The 25,959-nt window shown below is 36.2% G+C and carries 24 protein-coding genes and 3 pseudogenes; 7 read left to right on the top strand and 20 right to left on the bottom strand.

Annotation, left to right across the window (positions count from 1 at the left end):
• Positions 1–218: 218 nt before the first annotated feature.
• Positions 219–962, bottom strand: a complete 744-nt coding sequence (locus FCJ93_RS13410) for a hypothetical protein (RefSeq protein ID WP_137743919.1) — start codon at positions 960–962, stop codon at positions 219–221.
• A gap of 223 nt (positions 963–1,185) precedes the next feature.
• Here FCJ93_RS13410 and FCJ93_RS25010 point away from each other — a divergent pair.
• Positions 1,186–1,436: pseudogene (locus FCJ93_RS25010) on the top strand (sodium ABC transporter ATP-binding protein); the annotation flags it as partial.
• 395 nt (positions 1,437–1,831) lie between these two features.
• Here the strand turns inward: FCJ93_RS25010 and FCJ93_RS13415 are convergent.
• The 4 genes from FCJ93_RS13415 to FCJ93_RS13430 all read right to left on the bottom strand — a co-directional run bounded on the left by FCJ93_RS13415 (position 1,832) and on the right by FCJ93_RS13430 (position 6,137).
• On the bottom strand, positions 1,832–3,034 hold the full coding sequence (locus tag FCJ93_RS13415; RefSeq protein WP_137743946.1) for an IS110 family RNA-guided transposase: 1,203 nt from the start codon (positions 3,032–3,034) through the stop codon (positions 1,832–1,834).
• Positions 3,035–3,751: 717 nt separating this feature from the next.
• The gene (locus FCJ93_RS13420; protein WP_095310806.1) at positions 3,752–4,297 is read right to left on the bottom strand and encodes a GNAT family N-acetyltransferase; all 546 of its coding nucleotides are present in this window, start codon (positions 4,295–4,297) and stop codon (positions 3,752–3,754) included.
• A 256-nt stretch (positions 4,298–4,553) separates the two neighbouring features.
• Positions 4,554–5,108, bottom strand: a complete 555-nt coding sequence (locus tag FCJ93_RS13425) for a flavodoxin family protein (RefSeq protein ID WP_137743920.1) — start codon at positions 5,106–5,108, stop codon at positions 4,554–4,556.
• A 150-nt stretch (positions 5,109–5,258) separates the two neighbouring features.
• Complete coding sequence (locus tag FCJ93_RS13430; protein WP_235879482.1) at positions 5,259–6,137, bottom strand: helix-turn-helix domain-containing protein; 879 nt, start codon at positions 6,135–6,137, stop codon at positions 5,259–5,261.
• A 122-nt stretch (positions 6,138–6,259) separates the two neighbouring features.
• On the opposite strand from FCJ93_RS13430, the gene FCJ93_RS13435 reads away from it, so the two are divergent.
• The gene (locus FCJ93_RS13435) at positions 6,260–7,180 is read left to right on the top strand and encodes a DMT family transporter (protein WP_095310812.1); all 921 of its coding nucleotides are present in this window, start codon (positions 6,260–6,262) and stop codon (positions 7,178–7,180) included.
• Between the two features lie 224 nt (positions 7,181–7,404).
• Here FCJ93_RS13435 and FCJ93_RS13440 read toward each other — a convergent pair whose 3' ends face one another.
• From FCJ93_RS13440 to FCJ93_RS13450, 3 genes are all read right to left on the bottom strand, one after another.
• Complete coding sequence (locus tag FCJ93_RS13440) at positions 7,405–7,677, bottom strand: FtsW/RodA/SpoVE family cell cycle protein (RefSeq protein ID WP_095310813.1); 273 nt, start codon at positions 7,675–7,677, stop codon at positions 7,405–7,407.
• Between the two features lie 153 nt (positions 7,678–7,830).
• Entirely contained in the window at positions 7,831–8,982 is a 1,152-nt protein-coding gene (gene rodA, locus FCJ93_RS13445; protein WP_137743921.1) for a rod shape-determining protein RodA, read from the bottom strand.
• 53 nt (positions 8,983–9,035) lie between these two features.
• Positions 9,036–9,680: a DUF1232 domain-containing protein gene (locus FCJ93_RS13450; protein WP_137743922.1), complete on the bottom strand. Its 645-nt coding sequence runs from the start codon at positions 9,678–9,680 to the stop codon at positions 9,036–9,038.
• A 243-nt stretch (positions 9,681–9,923) separates the two neighbouring features.
• Here FCJ93_RS13450 and FCJ93_RS13455 point away from each other — a divergent pair, with 243 nt between their 5' ends.
• Entirely contained in the window at positions 9,924–10,466 is a 543-nt protein-coding gene (locus tag FCJ93_RS13455) for a nucleotidyltransferase family protein (RefSeq protein ID WP_095310819.1), read from the top strand.
• A gap of 195 nt (positions 10,467–10,661) precedes the next feature.
• On the opposite strand, the pseudogene FCJ93_RS13460 reads toward FCJ93_RS13455, so the two are convergent.
• The 3 genes and pseudogenes from FCJ93_RS13460 to FCJ93_RS13470 form a co-directional block, all read right to left on the bottom strand.
• A pseudogene (locus FCJ93_RS13460) lies at positions 10,662–11,142 on the bottom strand (GNAT family N-acetyltransferase).
• A 114-nt stretch (positions 11,143–11,256) separates the two neighbouring features.
• On the bottom strand, positions 11,257–11,604 hold the full coding sequence (locus FCJ93_RS13465; protein ID WP_211344121.1) for a nuclear transport factor 2 family protein: 348 nt from the start codon (positions 11,602–11,604) through the stop codon (positions 11,257–11,259).
• A gap of 252 nt (positions 11,605–11,856) precedes the next feature.
• Positions 11,857–12,201, bottom strand: coding sequence for a helix-turn-helix domain-containing protein (locus FCJ93_RS13470; RefSeq protein ID WP_095310822.1), 345 nt, complete (start codon positions 12,199–12,201; stop codon positions 11,857–11,859).
• Positions 12,202–12,304: 103 nt separating this feature from the next.
• Here FCJ93_RS13470 and FCJ93_RS13475 point away from each other — a divergent pair, with 103 nt between their 5' ends.
• Complete coding sequence (locus FCJ93_RS13475; RefSeq protein WP_095310824.1) at positions 12,305–12,589, top strand: aspartyl-phosphate phosphatase Spo0E family protein; 285 nt, start codon at positions 12,305–12,307, stop codon at positions 12,587–12,589.
• A gap of 771 nt (positions 12,590–13,360) precedes the next feature.
• Positions 13,361–13,951, top strand: coding sequence for a DedA family protein (locus tag FCJ93_RS13480; RefSeq protein ID WP_235879479.1), 591 nt, complete (start codon positions 13,361–13,363; stop codon positions 13,949–13,951).
• Positions 13,952–14,263: 312 nt separating this feature from the next.
• On the opposite strand, the gene FCJ93_RS13485 is transcribed toward FCJ93_RS13480, so the two are convergent.
• The 5 genes and pseudogenes from FCJ93_RS13485 to FCJ93_RS25475 form a co-directional block, all read right to left on the bottom strand.
• Positions 14,264–15,334 (bottom strand): hemolysin family protein, encoded by a 1,071-nt coding sequence (locus FCJ93_RS13485; protein WP_095310828.1) that lies wholly within the window; start codon positions 15,332–15,334, stop codon positions 14,264–14,266.
• 23 nt (positions 15,335–15,357) lie between these two features.
• On the bottom strand, positions 15,358–16,719 hold the full coding sequence (locus tag FCJ93_RS13490) for a hemolysin family protein (RefSeq protein WP_095310830.1): 1,362 nt from the start codon (positions 16,717–16,719) through the stop codon (positions 15,358–15,360).
• Between the two features lie 131 nt (positions 16,720–16,850).
• Positions 16,851–17,231: a MerR family transcriptional regulator gene (locus FCJ93_RS13495; protein WP_095310832.1), complete on the bottom strand. Its 381-nt coding sequence runs from the start codon at positions 17,229–17,231 to the stop codon at positions 16,851–16,853.
• A 383-nt stretch (positions 17,232–17,614) separates the two neighbouring features.
• Positions 17,615–18,205, bottom strand: coding sequence for a DUF3231 family protein (locus FCJ93_RS25470; RefSeq protein WP_235879484.1), 591 nt, complete (start codon positions 18,203–18,205; stop codon positions 17,615–17,617).
• Between the two features lie 3 nt (positions 18,206–18,208).
• Positions 18,209–18,642, bottom strand: a pseudogene (locus FCJ93_RS25475) (DUF3231 family protein); the annotation flags it as partial.
• A gap of 298 nt (positions 18,643–18,940) precedes the next feature.
• Here FCJ93_RS25475 and FCJ93_RS25775 point away from each other — a divergent pair.
• A complete protein-coding gene (locus FCJ93_RS25775) occupies positions 18,941–20,083 on the top strand; it encodes a hypothetical protein (protein ID WP_321177951.1) in 1,143 nt (380 codons plus the stop codon).
• A gap of 321 nt (positions 20,084–20,404) precedes the next feature.
• Here FCJ93_RS25775 and FCJ93_RS13510 read toward each other — a convergent pair whose 3' ends face one another.
• The 3 genes from FCJ93_RS13510 to FCJ93_RS13520 are packed head-to-tail and all read right to left on the bottom strand — an operon-like array spanning position 20,405 to position 23,295.
• A complete protein-coding gene (locus tag FCJ93_RS13510; RefSeq protein ID WP_095310836.1) occupies positions 20,405–21,217 on the bottom strand; it encodes an ABC transporter ATP-binding protein in 813 nt (270 codons plus the stop codon).
• A gap of 18 nt (positions 21,218–21,235) precedes the next feature.
• A complete protein-coding gene (locus FCJ93_RS13515) occupies positions 21,236–22,294 on the bottom strand; it encodes a FecCD family ABC transporter permease (protein ID WP_095310837.1) in 1,059 nt (352 codons plus the stop codon).
• The gene (locus FCJ93_RS13520) at positions 22,291–23,295 is read right to left on the bottom strand and encodes a FecCD family ABC transporter permease (protein WP_095310839.1); all 1,005 of its coding nucleotides are present in this window, start codon (positions 23,293–23,295) and stop codon (positions 22,291–22,293) included. Before FCJ93_RS13520 ends, FCJ93_RS13515 begins: the two co-directional genes overlap by 4 nt.
• Before the next feature lie 183 nt (positions 23,296–23,478).
• Between FCJ93_RS13520 and FCJ93_RS13525 the strand changes: the two genes are divergently transcribed.
• Positions 23,479–24,459, top strand: a complete 981-nt coding sequence (locus tag FCJ93_RS13525; RefSeq protein WP_235879480.1) for an ABC transporter substrate-binding protein — start codon at positions 23,479–23,481, stop codon at positions 24,457–24,459.
• Positions 24,460–24,823: 364 nt separating this feature from the next.
• Here FCJ93_RS13525 and FCJ93_RS13530 read toward each other — a convergent pair whose 3' ends face one another.
• Entirely contained in the window at positions 24,824–25,570 is a 747-nt protein-coding gene (locus tag FCJ93_RS13530; RefSeq protein ID WP_095310842.1) for a MerR family DNA-binding transcriptional regulator, read from the bottom strand.
• Between the last annotated feature and the right edge of the window lie 389 nt (positions 25,571–25,959).

The raw sequence follows: 25,959 nt of genomic DNA on the forward strand, positions 1-25,959 counted from the left end.
CATCTTCTATATTCGTAATTACCTTATATTAGCTATTAACTTCTTGAAGAATTAGCTAGCCTGAGATTGGGGCATTTTTAAAGGCAATTATTCCAATAATAGCAAAAATAACAAATAAAACCAAAATCGAAATCAAGATCATTTTTAATCTTCGAGTCATCGTAATCATTCCCTCCTGCAATTCAATTAAAAGTAACGACTGGGTAAAACACTTTTTATTATTGCCTATAGAACGACCCCGACGATTTACCTTTTGCCCCACCTTCAACTTTAATAATTATGGTACCTATTTGAATCCCCCAATCAGTACCTATTATACCAATTTTATAATTGAAAGTTCCTGAACCATAATACTTACCACCACTTACATAACCAGATTGACCTTCCTTTGTTGTGGTAACAGCAGGATTAAAATGTCTATTAACATAAGCATTTGTGCTTAGATGCTTTGTTGCTCCACTTGAATTATATTCGTATGTCCCATCTATTTTATACTCTGTCCAATTAATTCCCATAGCAGTCAAAACACCTTTATGAGATACCGTGCGACTATTTGCAAATATAGAGATTGATGGTGTACTTTCAATCATTTCATAAGTTAAATTAGGATCATTTCCTTCAAAAGTTTCTGTTAATAATTTTTGCGGGTTTCTCATGTAATCTAAAAATTTTACTTGATCATCATAACTTAATTCTAGGAAATCCTCTAATGTTTTTTTTGCATCGTTGACTGTAGCATTAATTTCTTGTTCCGGAATTTGAAATGATGCTGCATCTTCCTTATCATAATTCTTCAAGTAATTAATATAATTTTCAGGAGTTTCAAGATATACAAAAGGATTTTCGGTATTTGTTTCTTGTGTAGTTTCGGCAGATGTTTTCAAACTAAACACGAAGAAAAAAGTCAAAAACAGAACAGCAATTAACAGGAGCGATTTAGAACCATTTTTACGTAAAGCCATTTCTATCACCCTCCTAATTATGTTAAATATTACCTTTACAATATTACAATATAATAAACCAAAAACTCTGTCAACCTAATTTTGGAAATTTATAGTCCCTTCAAAAAAGATGAATTTGCTGAGATAAAGTCAGCACCAAAAAGAAAACTCAAAACACCACGCTTAAAAAATAAGCTAGATATTTTTTCAAGAAAACAATACACCGTTTATTAAGTCAGACTCAGAGCAGATTTCCATTTTATCCAAAGGAATACGGATGAAATTTTCAATTGCAATCGCCCTGTCCCATCATGTTGACTTTCTGATCATGGTCGAACCAACAAGTGGACTTGATCCACTTTTTCGGGATGAATTAATGGAAGTACTTTTAGATTTTGTTAAGGAGAAAGGCAGAAATGTATTTTTACTACACTTATTACCTCTGATTTAGATAAAGTTGCAGATATGCTTCTATTAATTGACAAAGGCAAAATTTATTTATTCTAGTGATTTTTTATTGCCAGTTTTCTTTTATATAATCATGCAGTTCCGGCCCCTACGCCCTTGCGTAAAGTTTTCTTTCTACAAAAAGAGGCTTTCTAATAGAAGGTCTCAATTATAGAAAGCTCTTATTACGCTGTATTGGGCATTTAAACTATGTATTGTAATAGCAGTATATTTTAGTATCTAAAAAAAGCCCTTCAACAACCCAATGGGTGTCTATTGAAGGGCTTCTGATTATCGGAGCTTATTAAACTAAACCAGCTAATAGGAGTCAAGAACTTCTTATTAAAATATTTTTTCTACCGTGTTATACTTTTTGAAGGCACGCCAAATAACCCTCCAAATTCCGTTTGGTAGGTTTTTCATTAGTTGCTTTTTCTTGTTGATTAAGCCAAATCTAGGAATTGCTCATTTCTTTTTAGGATTGCATAAATCCAGTGTAAAAGCTTGTTTACGCAAGCTATCATCGCTACTTTTGAAGGCTTTCCTTCTTTTCGTTTCCGATCATAATACTCTTTTAGCTTCTTGTTCCTGGAGCTTCTTATACCGCATAATACGGCCATATACAAAGCGTGCCGTAATCGGCTTGAACCTCGTTTGGTAATATGATTTATCGTAGCGGTGAACTTACCTGATGAATGGACACTTGGATCTATTCCTGCGTAAGCTACAAGTTTCTTAGGGTGATTAAACCGGTCAATTTCTCCGATTTCGGAAATAATCGTTGCCGCGATTTTTTCTCCTATACCCGGAATTGACTGGATTATCTTACATTCTTCAATTTCTTCTGCCAGGACATCTATCTGTCTCTCCAAGCTGGATAGGTGTTCCTGGTATTGAAGAAGCATATTGATGTACATATCCAAACTGAACAACTGGCTCTCATAAACACCTTGTTGGAAAGGATTCCGCTTAGCTGAAGCCATTAATTTAGCTGCCTTCTCCGTCATCCAACTTTGGGACCGTTTAATACGCATTTCCTCAATTCGTGACATTATCTTTTCTTCCCCTGCCATCAGTATATCTTCAGATGTCGGAAACTCTTTTAATATTTTGAGAGAAACTTTCGAAAATAAATCCCCGAAAACTCCCCTGTATTCAGGAAATATCTGATCAAGAAGGGTATGGAACTGAAGTTTTGCTTGGATGTAAAGGTTCGTAACGGTTTCATATTGCCTTGACAATGTTCTCAGATTTAGAAGTCTCAGTCCTCTTTTCTTATACGGCTCAAATTCTTCCTTGTAATAAAGAACACAAAGTTGATATGCATCAATCGCATCAGTCTTTACCTTTCTAAGGCTTGTTTTCTTAGCTTGATAAGAAATAATTGGATTAACCAAGATGTATAGATACTGACTTCCTTCAAGACATTGAATAATTGGTGTATGGTAATGTCCTGTAGATTCAAGAATAACTGCTGGTCTAACCCCAGTATTTCTCTCTATCTCTCTCAAAAAAGAAATAAGCGAATCTAAATCCTCCTTGGTATGCTTTACACTAAAACTTTTCCCGAATGGCTTGTCTTTATCCAAAAAAGCCTGTACCTCACTTTCTCCTTTGGCTACATCTAAGCCAATGACTGGATTCATTAATATCTCTCCTCTAGTTTTATTCACCAGTAACCCCTATACCTTCCTGTAGTTACATAGCTTCGCTTGTTATACGAGATCATTTGTCCCAACCAGCCTCAAACATCATTCTACAAGTAGGGGGTGAACAGTTTAGTTGACGAGATCTAACTCCCACGCACCCGTACGTTCTACCCTGGCTACTGAAATAATAGGTCCTATAAAAAAAAGAGCAACCAGTAAAATCTGGTTAACTCTATAATACGAAAACACCCGTTAGTGAAAACTGGAAATATGTTTTAGTGAGGTGTAAATTCTATTCAGGATTATTATCAAATCAGGTTTAACTGTTATCCCAGAATGTGAACCTTCCTTTAGAGATATATTTTGGGCGTTATAATGCACAGTAGGAATAAGCTATTCACTCTCCCGTGCTAATGATTATAACACTTGCTATTAGTATCTACTACTAATTTACAGACCAATTAAATTTATCATTCAACTGATCTGCACGTTTTATATCTGAGATTCCTTAATAAAACGCCCTTAATTAAGATAGACCCATTTCTGATTAACGCTAGTACTTTTTTCATACACATTATTGAAAATTAAAACATCAAAACTCTTTATAATCGAAAGTAAGTTATTCCACGAGCTTGCCCGATTGTGGAATAAAGAAATACTCTATTAAGCAACTTGTTTTAATAACTGGTTGCTCCATTAAACGATTGCACCCTGTTACTTGAATAACTTATACCAATACAAAGTGGTCACTATATTTGGATTATAGGACTGTTTCATTGTGTCAACTCCACCTAGGATGAATCCTTGTTTCACATAAAATCTGCATGCTCCAAGATTATCATCTTGAGCCTCTAGTGACATTCCGATAAGCTTTCTTTGTTTTGCCCACTCTTCCGCTTTAGTTAAGAGCAACTTCCCGATTCCATATCCTCTAAATTCTTTTTTGGTCGCGATATTTTCAATATAACAGAAGCGATTCCAATCCTTAATGATTCTAATTTGCCCAATGCAATGATTATTCTTATAGGCTAAAAAAAGAGCCTTATCTTCCCGGTTTATATATTGGCTCCAATCAAGTTTATCATCTGGGAAACGAATTTCTTTTGTTTCATCGAATAGATTCTCTTCAAAAGACCATTTTCCTGATTGAAAACTGGGTACAACCTTACCAAACACTTTAAAATCATCATTTGTTTTATTGATGTCATCAATTAATTCATTCTTTAATGGAGTAATTATGATTTCCTCTGCCATATTCATTTTGACACCTTCCCAAACCGAAAACTAAACCCTATTCAACATTACTGCTCTGTTAATGCAATAAGCAATCGCTTCGCCATTATGTAAAATCTTACATTTTTATTGAATAATAATTTAATAACCATAGCGCCATAAACCATTACGTTCCTGTATAGAATCATTTTGTATAGTTCTGTCTAATAAAAAACAAATGAAGAAAAATGAGTTATTTTCTTCATTTGTTTTTTTAGATTGGAACTTTTCAGACAGCTCGATCTCAGCTAGTTCCCGTTCTGACTAATTTCTTGCGTAATTGCTCAGCTGCTGTCAAGGCAGCATTATCATGTAAGATCTCTCCTGGTTTACTTCCCTTTCCTAAAATATAACCATCCAATTTCCCACCAAAATAACCCATTATATGCTGAAACGAAAGAACTAGGGGTAAACCTTTTATATGTGGTTCATCACCACCCACCGCAATCAGGAAAGCTTTCTTGCTTCCCATTTCTTGACGGAACTGAGGGAACTCAGAATCTCTCAACGTTTCAGTCCAGCGATCGACAAAATTCTTCATAAGACCAGACATCGTGTACCAGTAAATCGGGGTGGCAAAAATCAGAACATCATGTGCCATGACTCGTTTAATAACACTATTATAGTCATCTCCTAGATCTTGAAAGCCCCTTTCAGAATGACGTTGATCGTCGATTGGAAGAATATGATAATCGCGCAAATAAATTTTCTCACTCTGCAATCCTTCAATCGCATATTCAGTTAGTTGCTCTGTATTTCCGTTCTGCCGTGCACCACCGTAAATCACCGCTATCGACATATTACCCGTCCTTTCATGTTGAGCATGTATTTGTAAAAAATATCTAATATCATTGTAACAAGTTCTTATCAGAAAGAAAAAAAAAGCGATTTTCTTTGCTGTCGGCTAAATAGATATACAAAATCATCCAGAACTCAATGGTTTCAATGTTCAATGATTTTTCAATTTTTTATATGCTAATGGGGTCATATTCATCCATTTACGAAATTTTTCAATGAAATAACTTGTGCTGTTAAATCCCACCTGATATGCCACGTCAGTAACATTAGAATCCGGTTGTTGCAGTAGAATTAAACTTTTTTGAATCCGATATTCACTCACATATGTTAACGGCGTTGTATTTAACATTCGCTTGAAATAACGGCAACATTCGGAACGGCTTATCTTCCCTGCTTCGGCGATATCATCTAAAAGAATCTTTTCATCATAGTGAAGATGAATCCAATTTAGCATCTGCTTTATTCGTTGATTCTTTCGCATTTCTTTCTGTTCGTGTTCTAATGTGATTCCATTCATAATGAGATTTTTCCAAATGAATGCAAGCTGCACACATATGTCGATCTCAAAGAATGGCGGGCAGCTTTTTATTATTTGATTGATCTTCAACAAGGAAGTCAATATATTATTGGCCCAAGTCTCAGTTGGAAGTAAGTGTAAAAATGGGATATTTGTAGCCTCGACATATGGTGCGACAAGAGTTGTATAAAGTTCTTGCGATAAAACGAAATTAGGAGCGACATTTAAACAAATATAGGTGCAGCCAGAATTATTCTCCTCTCTTGCCATATGGACACAACCACTATTAATAAAGAGCCCTTCCCCTTTTTCAACCTTGATATTTATCTCATTAATTTGAAACATGGCTTCCCCTTTGACAAGGTACACAAATTGAAACTCATTATGCCAATGTAGCGGTATATATCCATGGATATTATCGTGAATCGTAGTTTCATAGCATGCCAGTGGTAATTCACGCATTCGATGCTCCGTTAATTCTTTTAAAGTGCCATCGATCTTAAAATTCTTAATTTGCATCGCATAACCTCAATATATTTATATTTTTACATTCGATTTTTGTATTTTTTTAAGGGTTTACAGCTTATTATTGATTATATTGTAGCACTATTTTTATATTGAAGGTGGAGAAAAAAATGAATAGATGGCAGGGAATAGTACTTGTCATAACAGGCGCAATATTTTGGGGAATCGGTGGTACAGCTTCGCAAAAGCTTTTTCAACAATATCACATTGAAGTAAATTGGCTCGTAACGACTCGATTGCTGATAGCAGGATTATTGCTTTTATTTATTCAATTTTTTAATAAAGGACGGTCGCAAATTTTTGCTGTATGGAAAAACCGAAAAATAGCGATTCAATTAGTGATCTTCGGTTTACTTGGCATGCTTGCAGTCCAATATACATATATGGCTTCCATAAAACACGGAAATGCGGCAGTAGCAACTCTCTTACAATATTTAGCACCGGCTATGATCATCATCTACTTAATTGTCCGCAAACAAACCGTGCTAGCACGGAGAGATTTACTGACTGTTTCCCTCGCATTAATCGGATCCTTTTTCTTATTAACAAACGGCACCTTTTCACAATTATCTGTGCCGCTGCCGGCGATTGTCTGGGGGATACTATCTGGAGTCGCTCTTGCATTCTATACCTTATATGCAGCATCGCTCCTCAAACAATATGATTCACTTGTCATTGTTGGATGGGCGATGATTATCGGCAGTTTTGCCTTGAGTTTTATCCACCCCCCTTGGCGGATCCATCTATTGAACTTGCCTGTAGAAGCCTATTTATACTTGCTCTTTGTAATCCTATTTGGTACCATGCTTGCCTTTTGGTTTTATATCGAAAGCCTCAAAAGTCTGTCGCCTAAAGAGACGAGCCTTTTAGGCAGTGTTGAGCCGTTAGCTGCTGTTATCACCACGGTGTTTTGGCTTAAAGAACCTTTTGGAACTTTCCAATGGGGTGGTTCTGCATGTATTATTGGAATGATCATCTTACTATCCTTAAAGGAAAAAGGGACTACCACATCCGAAAAGCGAACCGCTTAAGGTCAGCTAATGCGGAATACCATTAGCACCTAAATAGTTGCAATATATTTCTATTTAGGTGCTAAGCTGTACTAGTTTAGCCAGTCAGAATTTTTCTTAAAGCTTCACAGCACCAATTTGATAACAGCGGTGCCTAAAATTGGCTGTAGTAGAATCAACATACAAACGAAAGCTAAAATCAGCAATGGCGGCAGTACACCCTTACGAAAATCAGTAATATACCTCTATTTCTTTGCATACATAGCGACAAAATACAGAATCATACCAAGCTTCACCACTTCTGACGGTTGAAACATAAAAGAACCGATTCTCACCCATCTTTGAGAGTAATTTCTTTCGACTCCAACACTGGGAATTAACACCATGACTAGGATCATGAGCGAAGCAACCACAAAGAGCGGGCTAAGATTTTTATAAACCTGATGCGGAATAAAAGCCAGCACCACAAACAAGGTAATGCCAACAGCGAAAGATTTAAGCTGTCTCGAAAAAAATATCTCTCATCGCCATAATTCTCCAGCGCTAACGGATAACCAGCACTATAAACCATGACTAAACCAAAGAGGCACATTATGATTGTGGTGATAATCAAAATATAATCGAACTTTTTAAGCGCTCTAAAAATCATGCCATCACCTACAGAACCGCATCTATTTTTTACTAAACATGTAATGCTTTGATCTTTTATGCACACTTAACACCAGCCCAAGACCGATCATATTCGTGAGAAGGGCACTTCCTCCATAACTGATAAACGGCAATGCCAGTCCGGTTATCGGCATCAACCCTATTGTCATGGAGATATTTTGGAATACCTGAAAGGCAATTAAACCAATAATACCCGCAATGATATAGACAGCAAATAATGTATTAGCACGCAAAGCAATATGAACCATTCGAAAGATTAGTAGCAAATATAAACAAATTAAAATCGAGGCACCGACGAATCCAAACTCCTCCCCTATAACAGCAAAAATAAAATCGGTATGAGCCTCCGGTATCCTGCCACTTTGGACTTGGCTACCCTGATTAAACCCTGAACCCGTCATTTGTCCTGAACCAATCCCAAGCATAGATTGAGTCAACTGATAACCATAGCTCGACGAAAAATGATCCGGGCTTAACCAGCCGTATATTCTTTCAAGTTGATGCGGTTTAATGATCTTAATGAAAATATCAAAGAAATGATTATGCAGGTAAACTAAACAGGTAATTAAAGCGGCAAATCCAGATAATAAAAGGAGCGTTATTTTATAGGAAATAGCGGAGACACCAATTAATGTAAATAGGACAGCAGCAATTACTAGTGCAGAACCTAAATCAGGCTGAATTAAGATGAGAAAAAAGGGGACCATCGTGAAAGAGAGTAACTTAAAAGTTATTGGAATGCTTTGTATAAACGTTAAACTTTTTTCCCCCACTCTACTTAAATAATAAGCTAGCAAAAGGACTAAAAAGATCTTCATAAACTCTGACGGCTGAAGTTCAAAGAGGCCGAAGCTGATCCAGCGTTGCGAACCATTTTTAAATGTTCCAAAAAAATGAACTAACAACAATAACCCCATTCCGACTGCATATAATGGGAGAGCCCATTTTTCTAACAACTCGTAATCAAAGTGCATCACTACTGTCATAGCAATAAAACCAATAATATACCAAACCACTTGCCTCTTGACGAAATAAAATGGATCATCTGCCTGGTACTGACCTGAAGCGCTATAAACAACAACCAAACTAAAAATAAATATTCCGAACAAAATAAATAATAGTTGTGAATCAATTTGTGGCTCTTTTCGTTCCATACTCTCTCCTTTCGCTCTTGCTATTGTCTATGAAAATCTTGATCTATTATTCGCTATTTTTTTAATATTGTTACTACAACCTGAACTGCAATCGCATCATCCACATAGCCAATTGGGAATAAATAATCCGGGATGCAGTCTATAGTTAAAATAAAGTAGAGCAAAGCTCCCCCCATCAACGAAAGTTCTTTAACCGACCCTTTTTTCAATCGGAATTTTTCATAAAAATCTTTCAGATGATTAATAGCTGATCCGATACTATCGACCTTTTTTAGCTTTTCTGCGAATCCATTAACAATCGTCTTTTCTCCCTCTTTTGTTTGCGCAAATTGTTCATATTTTGCTAATTCTTGTTGAATATCTTCTACAGTTAAATTTTTCTTCGGTAATTGATTCTCTTCAAAGAAAGGCTTCATTGTTTTCAAAAAGGCATGGTACTCGGAAAACACTTTGCTATCTTTCTTTTCAACTTCATACCCAGCAGCCTTAAGCAACTTATGTAATGGGACTTCAAAACAATCGGCAAACCTTTGCAAATGGTTAAGGTTTGCCTTTCTTTTGCCATTCAATATTTTGGAAATCGTTGCTTTATCAATCACTGTTCGTTCACTCAATTTTCGCAGTGACCATGAGCGCTCTTCCAGCATCTCTTTTAATAGCTCGCACAGTTCATCATCATCTCTATTAACCTTAACCATTGTCTCTTATTCCCTTCATCTACTTTCTTTGACCAATATATCTCCATGTTGACATTTTGTCAACACACGTCGTATTTTGTCAACAACAACTAATATAGATCTGGAATTATCCTATTACTTACAAGAATGAAGGCTTAAATTCGCTGTACTTTTTTTAAAAATATGCCTTCTTTGTACAAGAGACTCATCTTAGGATGTTATATTATATATAAAAATATTGAAAAAATTGTTAGGAGAATTGACATGTTAAATGCGTTAACAGCTATTGGTGGCAAAATAAATGATCAGAAGATAACATGGGGACTTGGTGGCTCACTCTTACTAAGTTTTTATAATCTAGAGGACAATCCAAATGATATTGATATTTTGGTAGAGGAAAACAGCACATATAAATTGAATCAAATGTTATCAACCATCGGACAGTGTAAGGAAGCCGTGAGTTCTGACCCCTTTCGAACAACCTCTTTCTCCAAATATCTAATTGAAAATATGGATGTTGATGTAATGGGGGGATTTGCCATTCAACATCACGAGGGCATCTATAAAATTGCTTTCAATACCCATTCAATCGTCGATAGCAAGACTATAAATGGAGTAAGTATCCCGCTCTGCTCACTAGAAGATTGGTATATTTTATATTGGCTTATTCCTAATAAGCAGTATAAAGCACTACTTATTGAAGATTTCTTAAAAAAAACAGGTGTCAAGCATCCTGAAATCTTTAAACAAGCCTTAAACCAGCCATTGCCGTTTGAGGTTAAAGAACGGGTAAGAGCATTATTATAGGTCGTTGTACTTCGGCAATATTGTCATGAATCAGAACATTTTTTCTTCTAGCTGCTGCTTAACAGCATAGAATCAAAAAACTTTTAGTAAATCTTTTTTACACCTTTATCGAACAACAGTCGTTACAAATTGAGGTGCATTTGCTTAGCACAGACAGTCTTTTTCAGCTCTCAATAGCTAAATAGCCTTTTAATATTACACCCTTAAACTCATCATAATAAACTGCTTACCAATCGGGCCAGTTTTCCTTTTTCCTGTATCTTGAAAACCAACTTTACGATACATTTGCTGAGCAGCTATATTTTTGTGGTTAACAGCAAGAACAATTTCGTTACAGCTCGGGAATTCCTTACTAACAAACTCTTTTAATAGTGACATCGCACCTTTTCCATAGCCTTTTCCTTGGTCAACAAAGTTGATGGACAACGCAGTCAGCAGCATAGCATGTGGGTTCTCTGAATATTCCTTTACTCTATTGGTGGAATGTAATAAAAAGAAGCCTACTGGCTTTTGGACTTTAAGAATAACAATCCGGTATTGACCATCTGTTACTTCGTGATAACAGTTTGGCAGCGATGTAAATTGAGCTTGCTCTTCAGGTAGCTCAAAAGCATTCAGGTGCATCCATATACTCGTGTGCAAAATGTTTCAATTCGAGATTATTTATTTTATCCATTTATTCCCCTTTCCCTCTTTCAACACACTCAAAAACTGGAAAAATTTTCTTTATAAAAAAGAGAGATTTTATCTTTAAGCTCTGCTTATGGTAATCATTCCTATCTTGTCCACATTACTCGTAAGGACAATAATGCGGAAGTTCTGATTGGAATTCTTTTACGTTGACAATACGGTTGTCTTGGTCAAATTCTATTAATGAAACCCCATCAAAATCACTGACATTTCCCATATACTCACACTTAAAATACCATTCAACAGCAGTTACATTGTCTTGATGGATAAATTGTTTTATGTCCCACTGCAATACAGTACCTTTTTGATTCCAATCATGGAACCATCTCTTAATCATTTCAACTCCCTGATATTCAGGACCATAACATTCACTGTAAGTAATATCTGCAGAGAATATCTCGGTTAATTTTGAACTGTCCTTGTTGATCCAAGACTGAAAATAACTCACTATAACACTTTCTCTCTCCATAATAGCCTCTTTCCTTTTCTTATTTTTATAGATTATTCTTCTCTTTTTTCAGCTGAAATTCCTTCTTTCTTTGATTGCTTATTTCTGAGAATGGCTTAGTGGATGGTAATAGAATCCAGAGTGTTCGAATAAAAAGAACAAGTTTTGTTACACTAAAATAAGGAAAGGATAGTACTTATCAAAAAAGACCATCCTTTCCTTATTTAAACTGTTTTAAGTTCCGCTGCCACATTAGGAATCAGGTTTGTATAGTTCCTTTAAGATATTCAGAGCTTTCTTTTGACGGCTTTCATTCTGCTCTGACATAAGTAATACCGTTTCCCTAATCACTTCATTCTTGAAGACCTGTTGCAGCTCCTCATCAAATAAAGCGGATACATTAACCTCTAACGCCTCAGCTATTTTCTCTAGCGTATGTAATTGCACATTCGTTTCTCCACGTTCCAAACGACCTACATAACTTCCTGTTGAATCGATTGCTTCCGCTAATTGCTCTTGTGTCATTTTACGTAGCTTTCTCAACTCACGTATCCTGAAACCAAGTGACTTTGCAGTTGATACATCATTATTATACATAATAAAACACCTTCACTTTAACCAAATTTTAGACAATCATGAGAAGTCTGTGCAGGCATTTTTAGTGACAATATTACTATTTCTGTTCTTGTAAGGACTATTTTTGTATTATAATAAAAAGAAAAGGAAAAAATCATTAGATCTTGTCAAGTTTATCACAGCACTTATTGGAATTTTCCTTTTACACGTGGTTAGAACATGTTATTACCAAGAAAGGAACATAGCAAACATGGATCAGAAAAAATTACTGGAAGAATTTGAAATGCTTAGAAAAGAAATGAATAAGCTGGGAAAGATATTTGGATTAGATAACAAAAAAGTACTGGAATTAAGCAGGAAAATAGATAAGATACATAATGAATTATCCAAAATTCAAAAGAATAAATAACCATTTTAGGAAGTCCGTAGGACGTTTAAAGGAAAACGATCTTTTGGCTAATGTATCCATTCAAGTCGTTTTTTAAAACAAGAGATTACTATCAGGGGATCAATATGCAGAATCCTCTGATTTTTTGGTAATCCCTTTTTTAATATCTTTTAAGAATCATTGTCAGCAACACTACAAATTTGACAATGAAAAGCTAAAAAACTGTCATGGATCAGGGAACATAATCAGATTTATTTAGCCATGATTAGTTTTTAATTGACTTTATTAATGAAAAAGAGATTCAATATAAAGGTACCCTGTTTGTGTTTAAGAAATTTTAAAAAACGTATAAGGCACCTTTGACGAACTTTCTCGTAATCACATAAACAGGTATTTAAGAAAAATATTGAAACTTAAAGAATAAAGGAGGAATGAAAAAGATAGTAAAATTAAAATTTGGGAGTTTTATTAGAATATGGTTAAAGGGACGTCTCCAATCACTGCCCTTTTTTCTTTTTAATTTTACTACACTAACGGTAAACGGAAATTTAAAATATGAAATAATGGTATGCTTCCAATATTTTGCCCTTTTAATGAAACGTCATTGTTTCAAAGCAACAAAGTATTCTTTGACTACCATTACAGTAATAATAAATCTAAGTGATCTCCTTTCTAATAGTTCAGCCTTGTGATTCTCTCTAACCTATGCAAATGAAGGAGGATTTTCTCTGTTTAGAGTATATATATGCTTTTTTCCTAAGTTATAATATTGTGTAAAGGAGGTAGTCCTCATTGGAAGCTCTGATTTTACAAATGATGGAGGCTTTTAAGGATCTATCATATTTTGGCATAATGCTTGCGTTAACATTTGAATTTGTCCCAGCTGAACTTGTTCTACCGTTAGCTGGTTATTGGGTATATGAAGGAGAAATGAATTTATTTGGAGCGATTTTTGCAGGTTCAATCGGTGGAGTACTTGGTCCGCTTACTTTATATGCATTAGGTCGTTACGGTGGCCGAGTGGCCATATTAAAATTTGGAAAATATTTCTTCATAAAAGATGAGCATATGGATAAATCAGATCAATTTTTCGAAAAATATGGTGGGAGTGTTGCCTTTTTAGGGCGATTTGTTCCAGGTGTTCGAACAGCTATTTCAATTCCGTGTGGAATAGCGAAAATGAACGTGTGGAAATTTATTTTTTATACGTACTTAGCCATGCTCCCAGTTACAGCGATTTATGTTTATTTAGGCTACAGTCTTGGACCTCAATGGGAAAAGGCTGGTGAATTATTTGGACAATATGCCAACTATTTGTTAATACCAATTGCACTGTTCATCATATGGCTAATTGTAAAAAGAAGAAAAGTTAAAGCACAATAACTTATAGCTAGTCAGCGGACGAATACAAAGTGTAAAAGTGGCTTTAGCCCATATTTCAAGGGACTAAAGCCGTTTAGTTTCTTTTGATGTCTCCTCTGCAGCTCCTGAAAATTCTTTAAATGGCCCGTTCTTGTTTAAACATGTTTCTTAACTCTCAAGCCCAATCATCATTTTGATTAGCTGTTATGATTGAGCACATAAAAGCTCCCTCGAAGGCAAAACAGATTTTTATTTTTAATCTGTCTTCCTCGAAGGGAGCGATCAAATTGAGTCAGTCTCTTTTCCTGAATTCTCACTTCTTATCGTTAATCGTTAACTTGTTGTTGCCAACATTTCATTTCCATCTAATTCATCCCTTATTTCCCCAACAATTTCAGATAAAATGTCTTCCATCGTAACAAGACCAACACAAACACCCTTTTCATCCGTCACAATAGCCATGTGTGTACGGGTTTGCTGCATCTTGAGAAAAACATCCTTAATTGAAATTGATTGCTTGAACCGTGGAATCTCGTGGATGAAATCATCAATCTTACCATTCCTTCCAGCAGCAATACTTGTAAGCATTTCCTTCGTATTGATAAATCCTATAAAATCGTCTGCTTGATTACTCAGATCATTTATTGGATAACGTGTGTAATCATACTTATCAATCACTTCAATCATATCATCTACGGATTGATGCTTTTCAAGCGTAATCATATCAGCCTTGGGAATCATGATATCCTTTAGCTGTCTTTCATCAAATGCGAAAATATTCTTTAAATACGCAAGCTCTGTTTGATTGATTTCTCCACCTTCATAACTCTGAGCAACAATCAGCTTCAACTCTTCCTCAGAATGAACCGAATCGTGACCGGATGGCTTCACACCAAATAATTTAAGAAGCTGTCTGGCAGATCCGTTTAGGAGCCGAATGACCGGTCCCATAACTAAGCCAAACCAATAAAGCGGCGGCGCCAATAATAACGTCATTTTTTCTGCGTATTGGATAGCTAATGTTTTCGGTGCAAGCTCACCAATAACAACGTGCAGAAGTGAAACTATAGACAATGCAATGAAATATGAAAGCATCGTAGCAACTGCTGTTGGGACTTGAAACTCTTCAAACAAAGGCTGTAATATTTTTTGTACAGTTGGTTCACCTAAAGCACCCAATACAAGAGCTGTAATGGTAATTCCCAACTGACAAGCAGATAAATAATAATCCAGTTCCTTTGCTACTTTCTTTGCTAACTTTGCCTTCTTATTTCCTTCAGCGATCAATTGATCGATTCTAGACATTCTAACCTTTAAAATGGCGAATTCCGCTCCAACAAAGAATGCTGTTAGCAGGATGAATAGTGCAATCAAAAATAAATTTAACATTATCAATTCGTCCAATTATTTCCCTCTCCCCGAGGGATTCACCTCCAAGATGTTTCCGTTAATGGTAGAGAAGCTTTCTTCTCTTCAGCTAATTCTTGCTCATTATTCAGATGAAAAATAACCTGTCTTATTTGATAGTTATCCACTTGATCGACTGTCCAAACATTGCGGCCATGTACGATTTCATCACCTTTTTCTACAACATCGAGATTTTTCAACTGAATCCATCCGGCAATTGTATCAAGATCTTCGCTATCTTCAAATTCCAAACCGAACTTTTCTTCAAGCTCAGAAAGGAGTACACGGCCATTGATGATATACTTATTCTCGCCAGCCGAACGAATATCTGCTACCTCATCTCCATCAAATTCATCCCGTATTTCACCGACAAGCTCTTCCAAAACATCCTCAAGTGTTATAACACCAGCTGTTCCACCATATTCATCCATGACAACAGTCATATGAACCTGGGCCTGTTGCATTTTTAAAAAGATGTCCTGAATACTTGTTGCCTCAACCACATGTGGTACATCAAGGATAAATTCTTCAAGCTTACTTTTTCTACCAGCAACGATATGACTCAACATTTTCTTAGCATTGACAATTCCAATAATCCGATCCTTATCGCCATTTTCAACAACTGGGTAACGTGTATAGTTATGTTCATCCAGAATTTTAATAATTTCTTCATAGCTCATATCTTTATCAATCGTAACAAGATCTGTTCTCGGTACCATAATATCTTTTGCAACACGCTCATCAAAAGAGAAAACATTTTCTATATAATTCAGCTCGGTCTGGTCAATTTCCCCACCCTGGAAGCTTTGAGCCATAATAATTTTAAGTTCTTCTTCCGAATAAGCCTGCTCATGTGCTGCTGCCGGAACACCAACCATGCGTAGGAGTACTCGAGATGTACCATTCAAAATTTGGATAAACGGATACATAATCTTTCCAAACCAATATAGTGGACCCGCTAGAAGCAGCGTTGCTTTCTCAGAAAACTCAATCGCAAGTGTTTTTGGTGCCATTTCTCCTATTACGACGTGAAGATATGTGACTACAGCCAGTGATACCCCATATGAAATGACTGAAGCAATTCCATCAGATACATTTAACCAATCAAACACAGGATACATCAATTGTTTCACAAAGGGCTTACTAAAAGCACCAAGTCCTAATGCCGTAACCGTAATCCCCAGCTGACAGGCAGATAAATAATAATCAAGATCCGTAACAACCTTCTTTGCTACTACAGCTTTCTTGTTCCCTTCTGCTATCAATTGATCAATCCTTGACATTCGGATTTTCACAACGGCAAATTCAACAGCAACAAAGAATGCCGTCAACGCAAGTAAAATTATCAATAAAAAAATGTTTGAAATCGTGTATATGTCCAATTATTTCCCTCTCCCTGAGGGATTCACCTCCAAAAATAGTAAAACAGTCTCAATTGTTTTATGGCATCAAATCATTACCTCTTGATGAAGATAAAAACAGAACGTTCCATCTAACTATATTAACGATGGTTCTAGCTTAGAAATAAAAGCAATGTTTGAATTAGAGACAAGCTCTCGCGAGAAATTTTCTCTTTAATTTCCCCACATTTTTTTTGATCTGTTTTTTCAAGATGAGTAAGAATGCCCGAAACTTCCTTTTCCAAATCCGTCATTTTCGATCTTAACTCTAATACATCAACCTCTTGTGAGCGAGTCTCAATAATTTCTTGCTTAATTTCCTCTAAAGATAACCCTTCTTTTTTTCGCTTTTCAATAAAATGAACTCGATCAATAGATGAGTGGTTATAATATCGATAATTAGAAGGAGAACGTTCCGCTTCCAATAATCCAAGATGTGTATAATAATCAATTGTCCTCTTTGTAACATTTGTTCTTTCAGCTAATTCACCAATTTTTAATTTTTCAGCCCCAAAATAATTCCTCCTAAACTAAAACGTTATAGTTTTATTATATGAAATATAATCTTCATTAACAAGATTTTTCACTCTGATTCCATTTTTTGTTGTATTCCGTTACAGGAGCAGTATTTTTCAGATTGAAATTGCGCCGAAAACCGCAGCATGCTTTTTTAGTTATTTAATTTTTAGGCTCTGTTATATATCGGTGTTGATTTTTGGCTCATTTTCTCTTTGATTCCATGCAATGAGCCCAAAATCATTTTAACAACAATTCTATTTCACAAAGCCCATTTTTAAAAACAAGCGCAAGAAAAATGATCCTTCATGATTGAAGGATCCACGCATAATACCTCACAATATTACTTCTCACAAATCAGCTAATTATTATTGTTACGAATCAACATCTTTCTATTCGTTACAAGTGGAGGTTGTTCCATCCATTGCCTCTCGACGACAATATCAAATGTTTCTTTGGCGTAAAGCATTACCTCCGCAATGATTTTGCTATATTGGGCTGTAAGGTCTGTTCTCATTGTTACTGACATTGCATGTGAGATTAAGCTAATATCTACTGAATTCAAAATATTAATCATTGAAAAAATGAGTTTGTCTGAGAACGGTGACAAAGTGGAATCTGTTACTTCCATACTTACTGTCACCGTTCCAAGAAGCTCTTCTTGCATCAGTAACTTATTGAAAAGTGAGATCTGTTTTTCACTAACATCTTTGCCTTTAAGAATATGTTTTTTTAAATTTTTGTCTTTTACTACTTGAGCAAATCCAAGCATGATTAGGACGGAAAAGTAATTACGTTCGATATTAAAGAAAATTTCAGATAGTTCTATTGCATTTAGAGGGCGTTTATCTCCAATAATCCCCGAAAGAAAGGACTCCTTTTTCACAAACTCAATTTCTTTCGGATAGTTCATTTTAGGTGGACGATCATAAATACCTTTTGACAGCATCATCTTAACCGCTCTCCCAAACAGTTCAGTCGAAGTATGTATACATTCGGTAAAAAAATCAAGGACATCGAGACGCACGTTGTTTGAAGCAGTAAAACTAAAATTAATCATTCCTAACCGATTCATCATATAAACATAGCTTAAGGCAAATAGTCATGAAATAATGGAGGTGCAGCCAAATTTAAATCTCCCTCTGAAAAAGCGGAAGGTACAGGGAAATTTTCTGCAAGGAAGATTTCTTTTATTTTTTCTAATCGAGTTTGTGAAATTTGCAGTGATTCTTTTACGAGTGGAATGATTTCTTTATCTTGTAGGTGATGCAAAAAATATGTAAGAAAACAAGAACTCATGCTTTCTTGAAAATAAACGCCCCAGAGACCACCAATCTCCGTACAAGATAACTCAATATTTGCTTGTTTTTTTTCCGAGTTCAAGTACAACCCTCCTAAATATTTTTTAGGTTAGTATTACATAAAAGTTGAAGAATAATTCTCCACCAAAAAAAGATTTCCTAAAAAACCGTTTCGTTCAATCATAATCCCCTCCCACCGCTTCATAACCAAATCCTTTAAAAAGGATAAATCTGAGACTAAAAGCAGATACTACCTTCATAAAAAATTATTGGAGGAACAGCATGGAAAATTTCCAAAATACAAACAAGTCAAGGCGCTATAAGGCTTATGTAAGTATTTTTGGAACAACACAGATTCATTTAAGGAACCCTTGGACTATAGCCATGTGGTCATTGCATTCCCTGGATTTGGACACTTTCTCTTAAATAAGTATTTTAGAGCTTTTTCTTTATTTATATGGGAAATCTATATCAACCAGGCAACAAGGCTAAATCAAGCCATGGTTTATTCATTCACAGGTAACTTTGATGCAGCAAAAGAAGTATTGGATTTAAAAATGGTTCTAATGTATATACCTGTGTATCTTTTTGCAATCTGGGACAGTTACCGCACCACTGTGGATTTGAATAATATTTATACCCTTGCCAAAAGAGAGGATGCTCGGTTTAATTCATTTTCAATAGGAGCCTTTGAAATTAACTATCTGGATAAAAGGAATCCTATAATGGCGCTCCTTTGGTCAATGACTATTCCCAGCGTGGGTCAACTTTACGCACACAGAATTATCCTTGCTGGTTTTACACTTATTTGGACTGCTGTTTTTATGTATTACTCGCATTTCCTCGAAGCACTTATTTACTTACTAAATGGAAATCTTGATAAGTCAAATGCGGTTCTCGATGCTCAATGGCTTTTATATTTACCTTCTTTCTATTTTTTTACGATTTTTGATTCTTATGTAAGCACTGTCGAAAACAATAAATTATTTGAATATGAGCAAAGGAAATATTTAAGAAGTCATTATCAAAAATATAGATTTAGTTTACAGAAAGGAAGCAGGGTGAATAACGTGCTCATTTTTGCCACTTTTGAACATTCAACCTATCTTGAGCTGGCAATGACAGAATTGGAGGAATACGGAATCACAAACATTTTAGCTGTTCCTTTAAACAATAGAACAGAGGAGCGCAGGATATTTGACAGCATTCATCATTCTGATGGAGTTTCTCTCATCTCAAAAGGAATGATACTGGCTTTTCTCTTTTCAACAGTAGGCGCCAGCAAAGGGTTTGAACTCGAATGGGGACCCATTATTTGGGGGCTAATCGGAGCAGGAAGCGGATTCTTGATAGGTTTCATCATTGATTTGTTTATGAAAAAAATTTCTCAACGGAAACAGTTTTTATTAAAACGGAAAAATTCAGAAGTTGTTCTCATTGTTGAATGCGACCACCTTCAGAAAGAACGTGTAGAAAGCACTCTCTGGAAGCAATTCGCCCTCGGAGTAGCAGAGTTAAACCAAATTTAAATACCATCCACCAGTAACTATTCAAAGGTGAAAGTGACATAGCGATTATTGTATTGCTGACAGTGAATCTAGTCCTAATGGTTGAAATTTTTAAAAATGATCTCTCTCTGCTAACAAGTGCCCTTCTTTTTACCAGAAATTTTGTTTTTAAGCTTGTGACAGATAATATTACCATGGCACTCTCTTCTGGGGAAACTGTTACAATGGAAGATTAAGCACTTTCAAATGACATAATTTCATAACATCATATATCAAGGTTCCCCTAATATTAGGTTAAAACAAAATAAAAATTGCTCATTTTCAGTTTCTTTTCAGCAAACTTCAATTTGCTTTAAAATTAACCTTGGAGCGACTTTTCCCGTACGGGATACAAAGCGGTGTCCCTACAATAGGATCAACTGTAACCACACACTGCATATCAAAAACTTGTTGAACAAGTTTAGCATTCACAATATCATTTGGTTTTCCCTGTGCAATAATCTGTTGATTACGTATCGCCACCAGGTTATGCGCATAGCGACAAGCCAAGTTAATATCATGTAATACCATCACGATCGTTCTTTTCTCTTTCTCATTCAAGTCGTACAAAAGATCGAGAATATCAATTTGATGCGCCATATCTAAATAAGTTGTTGGTTCATCCAGCAATATAATATCAGTGTTTTGTGCCAATGTCATGGCAATCCATGCCCTTTGTCTTTGTCCCCCTGATAACTCGTCAATGGCCTTATCCTTAAATTCGATTAAAGAAGTTGAAGCAAGAGCATTCATTACATGCCATTCATCTTCTTTTGTCCATTGCTTCACCCAATTTTGATATGGATACCTCCCTTGTTTCACTAACTGCAAAACGGAAAGTCCTTCTGGAGAATCTGGTGCCTGTGGCAGAATTGATAATTTTTTAGCCACTTCCTTTGTAGGTAACTTTGCAATGTTTTTACCGTCAAGCAATACCATTCCTTCTTCAGGCTTCAAAAGACGGGCAATGGAACGCAGGAGCGTAGATTTCCCACACCCATTGCCACCAATAAATATTGTAATTTCACCTTTCGGAATCGTTAAGTTTAACTCTTTAATAATAATTGTATCACCGTATGAAAGAGTAAGCTTTTCCGTCTGCAAAATACTTGTCATCATTACTTCCTCCAGCAATTAACTATTTTTTGTTTTCATTAGAAGGTATATAAAATAGGGAGCACCTAAAGTGGCCGTAAATACACCTGCTGGTACGACAGATGGTAAAAATAATGTTCTACCCATTAAATCCGCTAACATTACGAGAATAGCACCTACTAAAGCTGCAACAGGTAATAATGAACCGAACGAAGAACCGACAAGCTTTCGGGCAATATGAGGTGCCATAAGTCCCACAAATCCAATTCCTCCAGCAAAAGCAACTGCAGTTCCTACTAAACCCGTACTAATAAGGAGAAGTATAAAACGTTGGCGCTGAACCCGACTTCCAACCCCTGTTGCAATATCTTCACCAAGTGATTGAACATTAACATTGCGTGCCGAAATAAATGCTATCATCAACAATACAATTGTCACTGGCAGAAGCACACGAACGTCTGACCAAGTTACACTATTTACACTACCAGTAATCCAAATATTCGCCTGGCTTGCCATATAGACTGGACCTAAAACCATAAATATTGTTGTACCAGCTTGCATCAGAGCGGAAACACCTATTCCGATAAGTATAAGTCGTACAGGGGTTACTCCATCCTTCCATGATAAAAAATAGACAAAAATGGCCACTAACAAAGCTCCTATAAATGCTGCAACGGGCAACCATTTTATACTAACCATTAACGAATAATTTTCATCACTAAAAAGCCATAAAAAAATCATTACTGACATGCCCGCTCCCGCAGTTATTCCAATTGTATCTGGAGCAGCTAAATGATTGCGGATTATTCCTTGGAGAATTCCTCCCGCTACCGCTAATCCCATTCCAACCAACATTGAAGCAAATATTCGTGGTAATCGAAACTGATAGATTACGAGTTGTTCCAGCTCTGTTCCGCTCCCCCAAAACAGGAGATTAACCACTGTTAACGGGTGGATTCTAAGGTCACCCAAACTAGCGCTTACAATGAAAATGCCGAAAGTGAAAATAATTAGAATGACTAACTTTACTATCGTGTTTTTGTCTAATAGTAGGGACACCTGATCCTTACCTAAGCGAACACTTTGATATCCCTTCATCCCTTGTTAAACCCCTTTCTTGCAATATAAATAAAATACGGAGTGCCAAAAAGAGCAGTCATCACTCCTACAGGAATTTCTTGAGGCATTACAATATATCTAGCACCTATATCAGCAGCTAATAAGAGCACTCCTCCTAATAGGCCTGCAAAAGGGATTAACCAACGATGATCGTTACCTATTAAACGTCGAGCAATGTGCGGAATAACGATTCCAATAAATCCAATTGGCCCTGCAATAGCGACGGATCCACCCGCAAGTAATATCACTATCATCCCTACCGTTAGCTTTAACAATCCAACTTTTAATCCCAGCCCTTTAGCTATATCATCACCCATAGCAACGACATTCATCATTGGAGCCACGACAAGCGCCATTGTCCAGCCGACCAATAAATAAGGGAAGACAGATGTTAAATATTCAAGCTTTCTCCCTTGAATAGATCCGGAAAGCCAAAACAACACTTCATCAAGTGCAGCTTCATTTGTTACCAAAATCCCTTGAGTAAAAGAAGAAAACAACGCTGTAACTGCAGCTCCAGCAAGAGTTATTTTCATTGGGGTTAATCCTTTTCTACCAACTCCGCCTACAAAATAAACCACTATTGCTGCAATAGCTGCACCTAAAAAAGCCACCCAAGTAAAGATGTTAAGGCTTGAAACTTCAAAAAAAGAGAGAACAAAAACTACTGCAAAGCTAGCTCCTGCATTTATTCCTAATATTCCAGGAGATGCTAAAGGATTTTTAGTCAGAGTTTGCATATAAACTCCTGCTATTGCAAGAGAAGCACCTACACAAGCTGCAATTAATGCTCTTGGCAAACGAACCGATTGAATGATTAAATGCTCATTCCTTCCATCAAATGATGTAAAGGCTTCGTAAGCCAATTGAATCGATGTATCTGTATAACCTAAAATAATACTCATCCCAATAAATAAAGCGAGAAAAACGATTGCCACTGCAACTTTACCTAAATTCTTCCATTCAAATATCCCATTCATTTGACTGTCCATCCTAATTATTTATATTGCTAGTTTAGAAGATATTAAAAACTCAGTCAATGATAATGATAATTATTTTCAATGTATTATTGACTGCAATTCTTCCTTCAAGTAGAATAAAAACAGCCATACTAATTGATAATGATTATCAAATTCATTTATTTTGCACCGGGAGGGAAAGAATTGAAAAGGAAATTCAGGTTATTAGTACCGATTTTTACCATTCTATCACTTTTTTTATTAGCAGGTTGTGGAAATACCAACGAAGAAGCTGCAAATAAACCTGAAGAAGCAACGAAAACAAAAGATACTAGTTATTCAGTAAAACACGCCATGGAAACAACAGAAATACCGGCAACACCAGAACGCGTTGTTATTTTAACAAATGAAGGTACGGAAGCATTATTGGCACTTGGAGTTAAGCCAGTGGGAGCCGTGATGTCATGGGGGCAGGATCCTTGGTACGAACACATCAGTGCCGATATGGAAGGCGTTGAGGTTGTTGGAGATGAAAACGAAGTAAATATTGAAAAAATCGCCAAACTAAAGCCTGATTTAATTATCGGCAATAAAATTCGCCAAGAAGCAATTTATGAGCAATTAAAAGCTATTGCACCAACTGTTTTTTCAGAAGATTTAGCAGGTGATTGGAAAATAAACTTTGAATTATATGCAAAGGCACTAAATTTAGATAAAAAAGGAGAAGAAATATTGGCTCAGTATGATCATAAAGTTGAAAAATTAAAAACTGCGCTTGGTGATAAGGTAAATCAAGAAGTTTCGGTTATACGTTTTAGTTCTCGTCCAACTCGTATTTACTACACGGATTCTTTCTCAGGTGTGATCTTTGAGCAAATTGGCTTTAAACGAGCAGCCCATCAAGCAAAATTATTTACTGAAAACAATAAAATGGGGAACTTTGCCGTAGAGGTAGATAAAGAATTAATCCCTGAAATGGATGCAGATGTTCTATTCTACTTCACTTATGCAGATTCCGTTGCGGTCGAAGAAGAATGGACAAACGATCCGTTATGGAAAAACCTAGAAGTTGTCAAGAAAGGAAATGCCCATAAAGTAAGTGACATTATCTGGAACACAGCTGGCGGTGTACTAGCAGCCAATATCATGTTGGATGACATTGAATATATTTTCTCAACACAATAACAACCAATGTAAGAAAAGCGCACGCACCTTCGGAACAATGAAAGTTCGAATTGTTCCTGCGACGTTAAATTAAAGCCTTTTTCCTTAGTGCTTATCGCTATCCAAAAAAGCCGGGTCAAACCCCCCGGTCTTTTTTGGTTCGTAATATCCCGAAATTTGTACGTTCGTAATGGGATCTTTTATAATACTGAAAGTGCATCTAAACAACTACTCCTACAGATAATCGAAGGGAATGACTCCTACGAACTTTGATTCTTACCAGCCAAACGACATGGTTCTTGAACAATATTCCTCACAAAATAAAAAAGTCGTTTTCCGGTCCTATTGGTGAAAGTTTTTGCAGCAATGAGCAATAACATATTTCTTAAAATAACTTATCCATATACCCACGCGGCTCTTCATTCCAGATATCTTCCTCATTTGAGACGAGATCCAATAGCTCATTTAAAGCAGTGATCGCTTTCATACGGGCAATCAACTTTTGATCAATATATTCCAATGAGTGAATAGCCATTTCTTTTGCCCGTTTAAGATGTTGATTTTCTGTTTCAGATAATACTTCTCTAACAATATCCAATGACCACGCGGCACGAGAAACTGTTCGAATAATGAGGATTCGTCTGACATCTGCTGGTGAATACAAGCGATACCCGCTCTCTTGATGACGAATAGGATGAATAAGCTCCTCCAGCTCCCAATGCCGAATGGCTGATGCTGCTATCCCCGCAATTTCTGCTACTTCCCCAATCGTATAATAATCCTTTTTCTTACGACTTCGCTGAAACCATTCAACTTCCTCCACATCGAGCATCTCTACAACTTGTTCTGCTTGATGTCTTTCCTTTTGTAGCAGAGTTTGGACCTCGTTAATTCTCCACAGAACCTGCATAACTTCTCCTTTTTGAATCAACGGCATGATCTCTCGAACGAACTTCATCCCAAAACCAATATTCATCTTTACAATACATTGAAAATAAGCTGCATGGATGTTTGTATACTTTCGATAGCCATTTTCAGCTCTGGGTACTTCTGGAACAAGCCCCCATTCTTCATAATGCTTCAACGTGCTTGTTGACACATTACAAAGCCTCGCTATTTCAATACCCTTCATCCCTATACACCATCCCTTTACTCTTCATTATCCCTAATTCACCCTTAAAGTACAACCTTCAAGAACATGCTAAACTTTTAAAAATCTTCTCCTATCAGAACAATTGCACATTCACTAAAAGTAGGGGGATTGCATCAAAGTTGTATGATGGAAGAGCAGGTCCAAAGCTGATATAGCACCCAGCAGCAACTATGTGTACAACTTCCTTTTTAAAAAGACCTCAATATATGTCGGTGATGATTTTTGGACCTATCAGCAGTGTGAAACCTTGATTTCATACGCAATGAGCCAAAATTCGTGGGAAAGTCCCAAAAGTATTGCGGCTTCTCAAAAAATTCGTTTTTCCTCAAGTTTTCAAAAAGCAGTGCCAAGTTTAACTTTTGGTACAC

It is taken from the genome of Robertmurraya siralis (assembly GCF_005502275.1).
Classification (GTDB): Bacteria; Bacillota; Bacilli; order Bacillales; family Cytobacillaceae; genus Robertmurraya; species Robertmurraya siralis.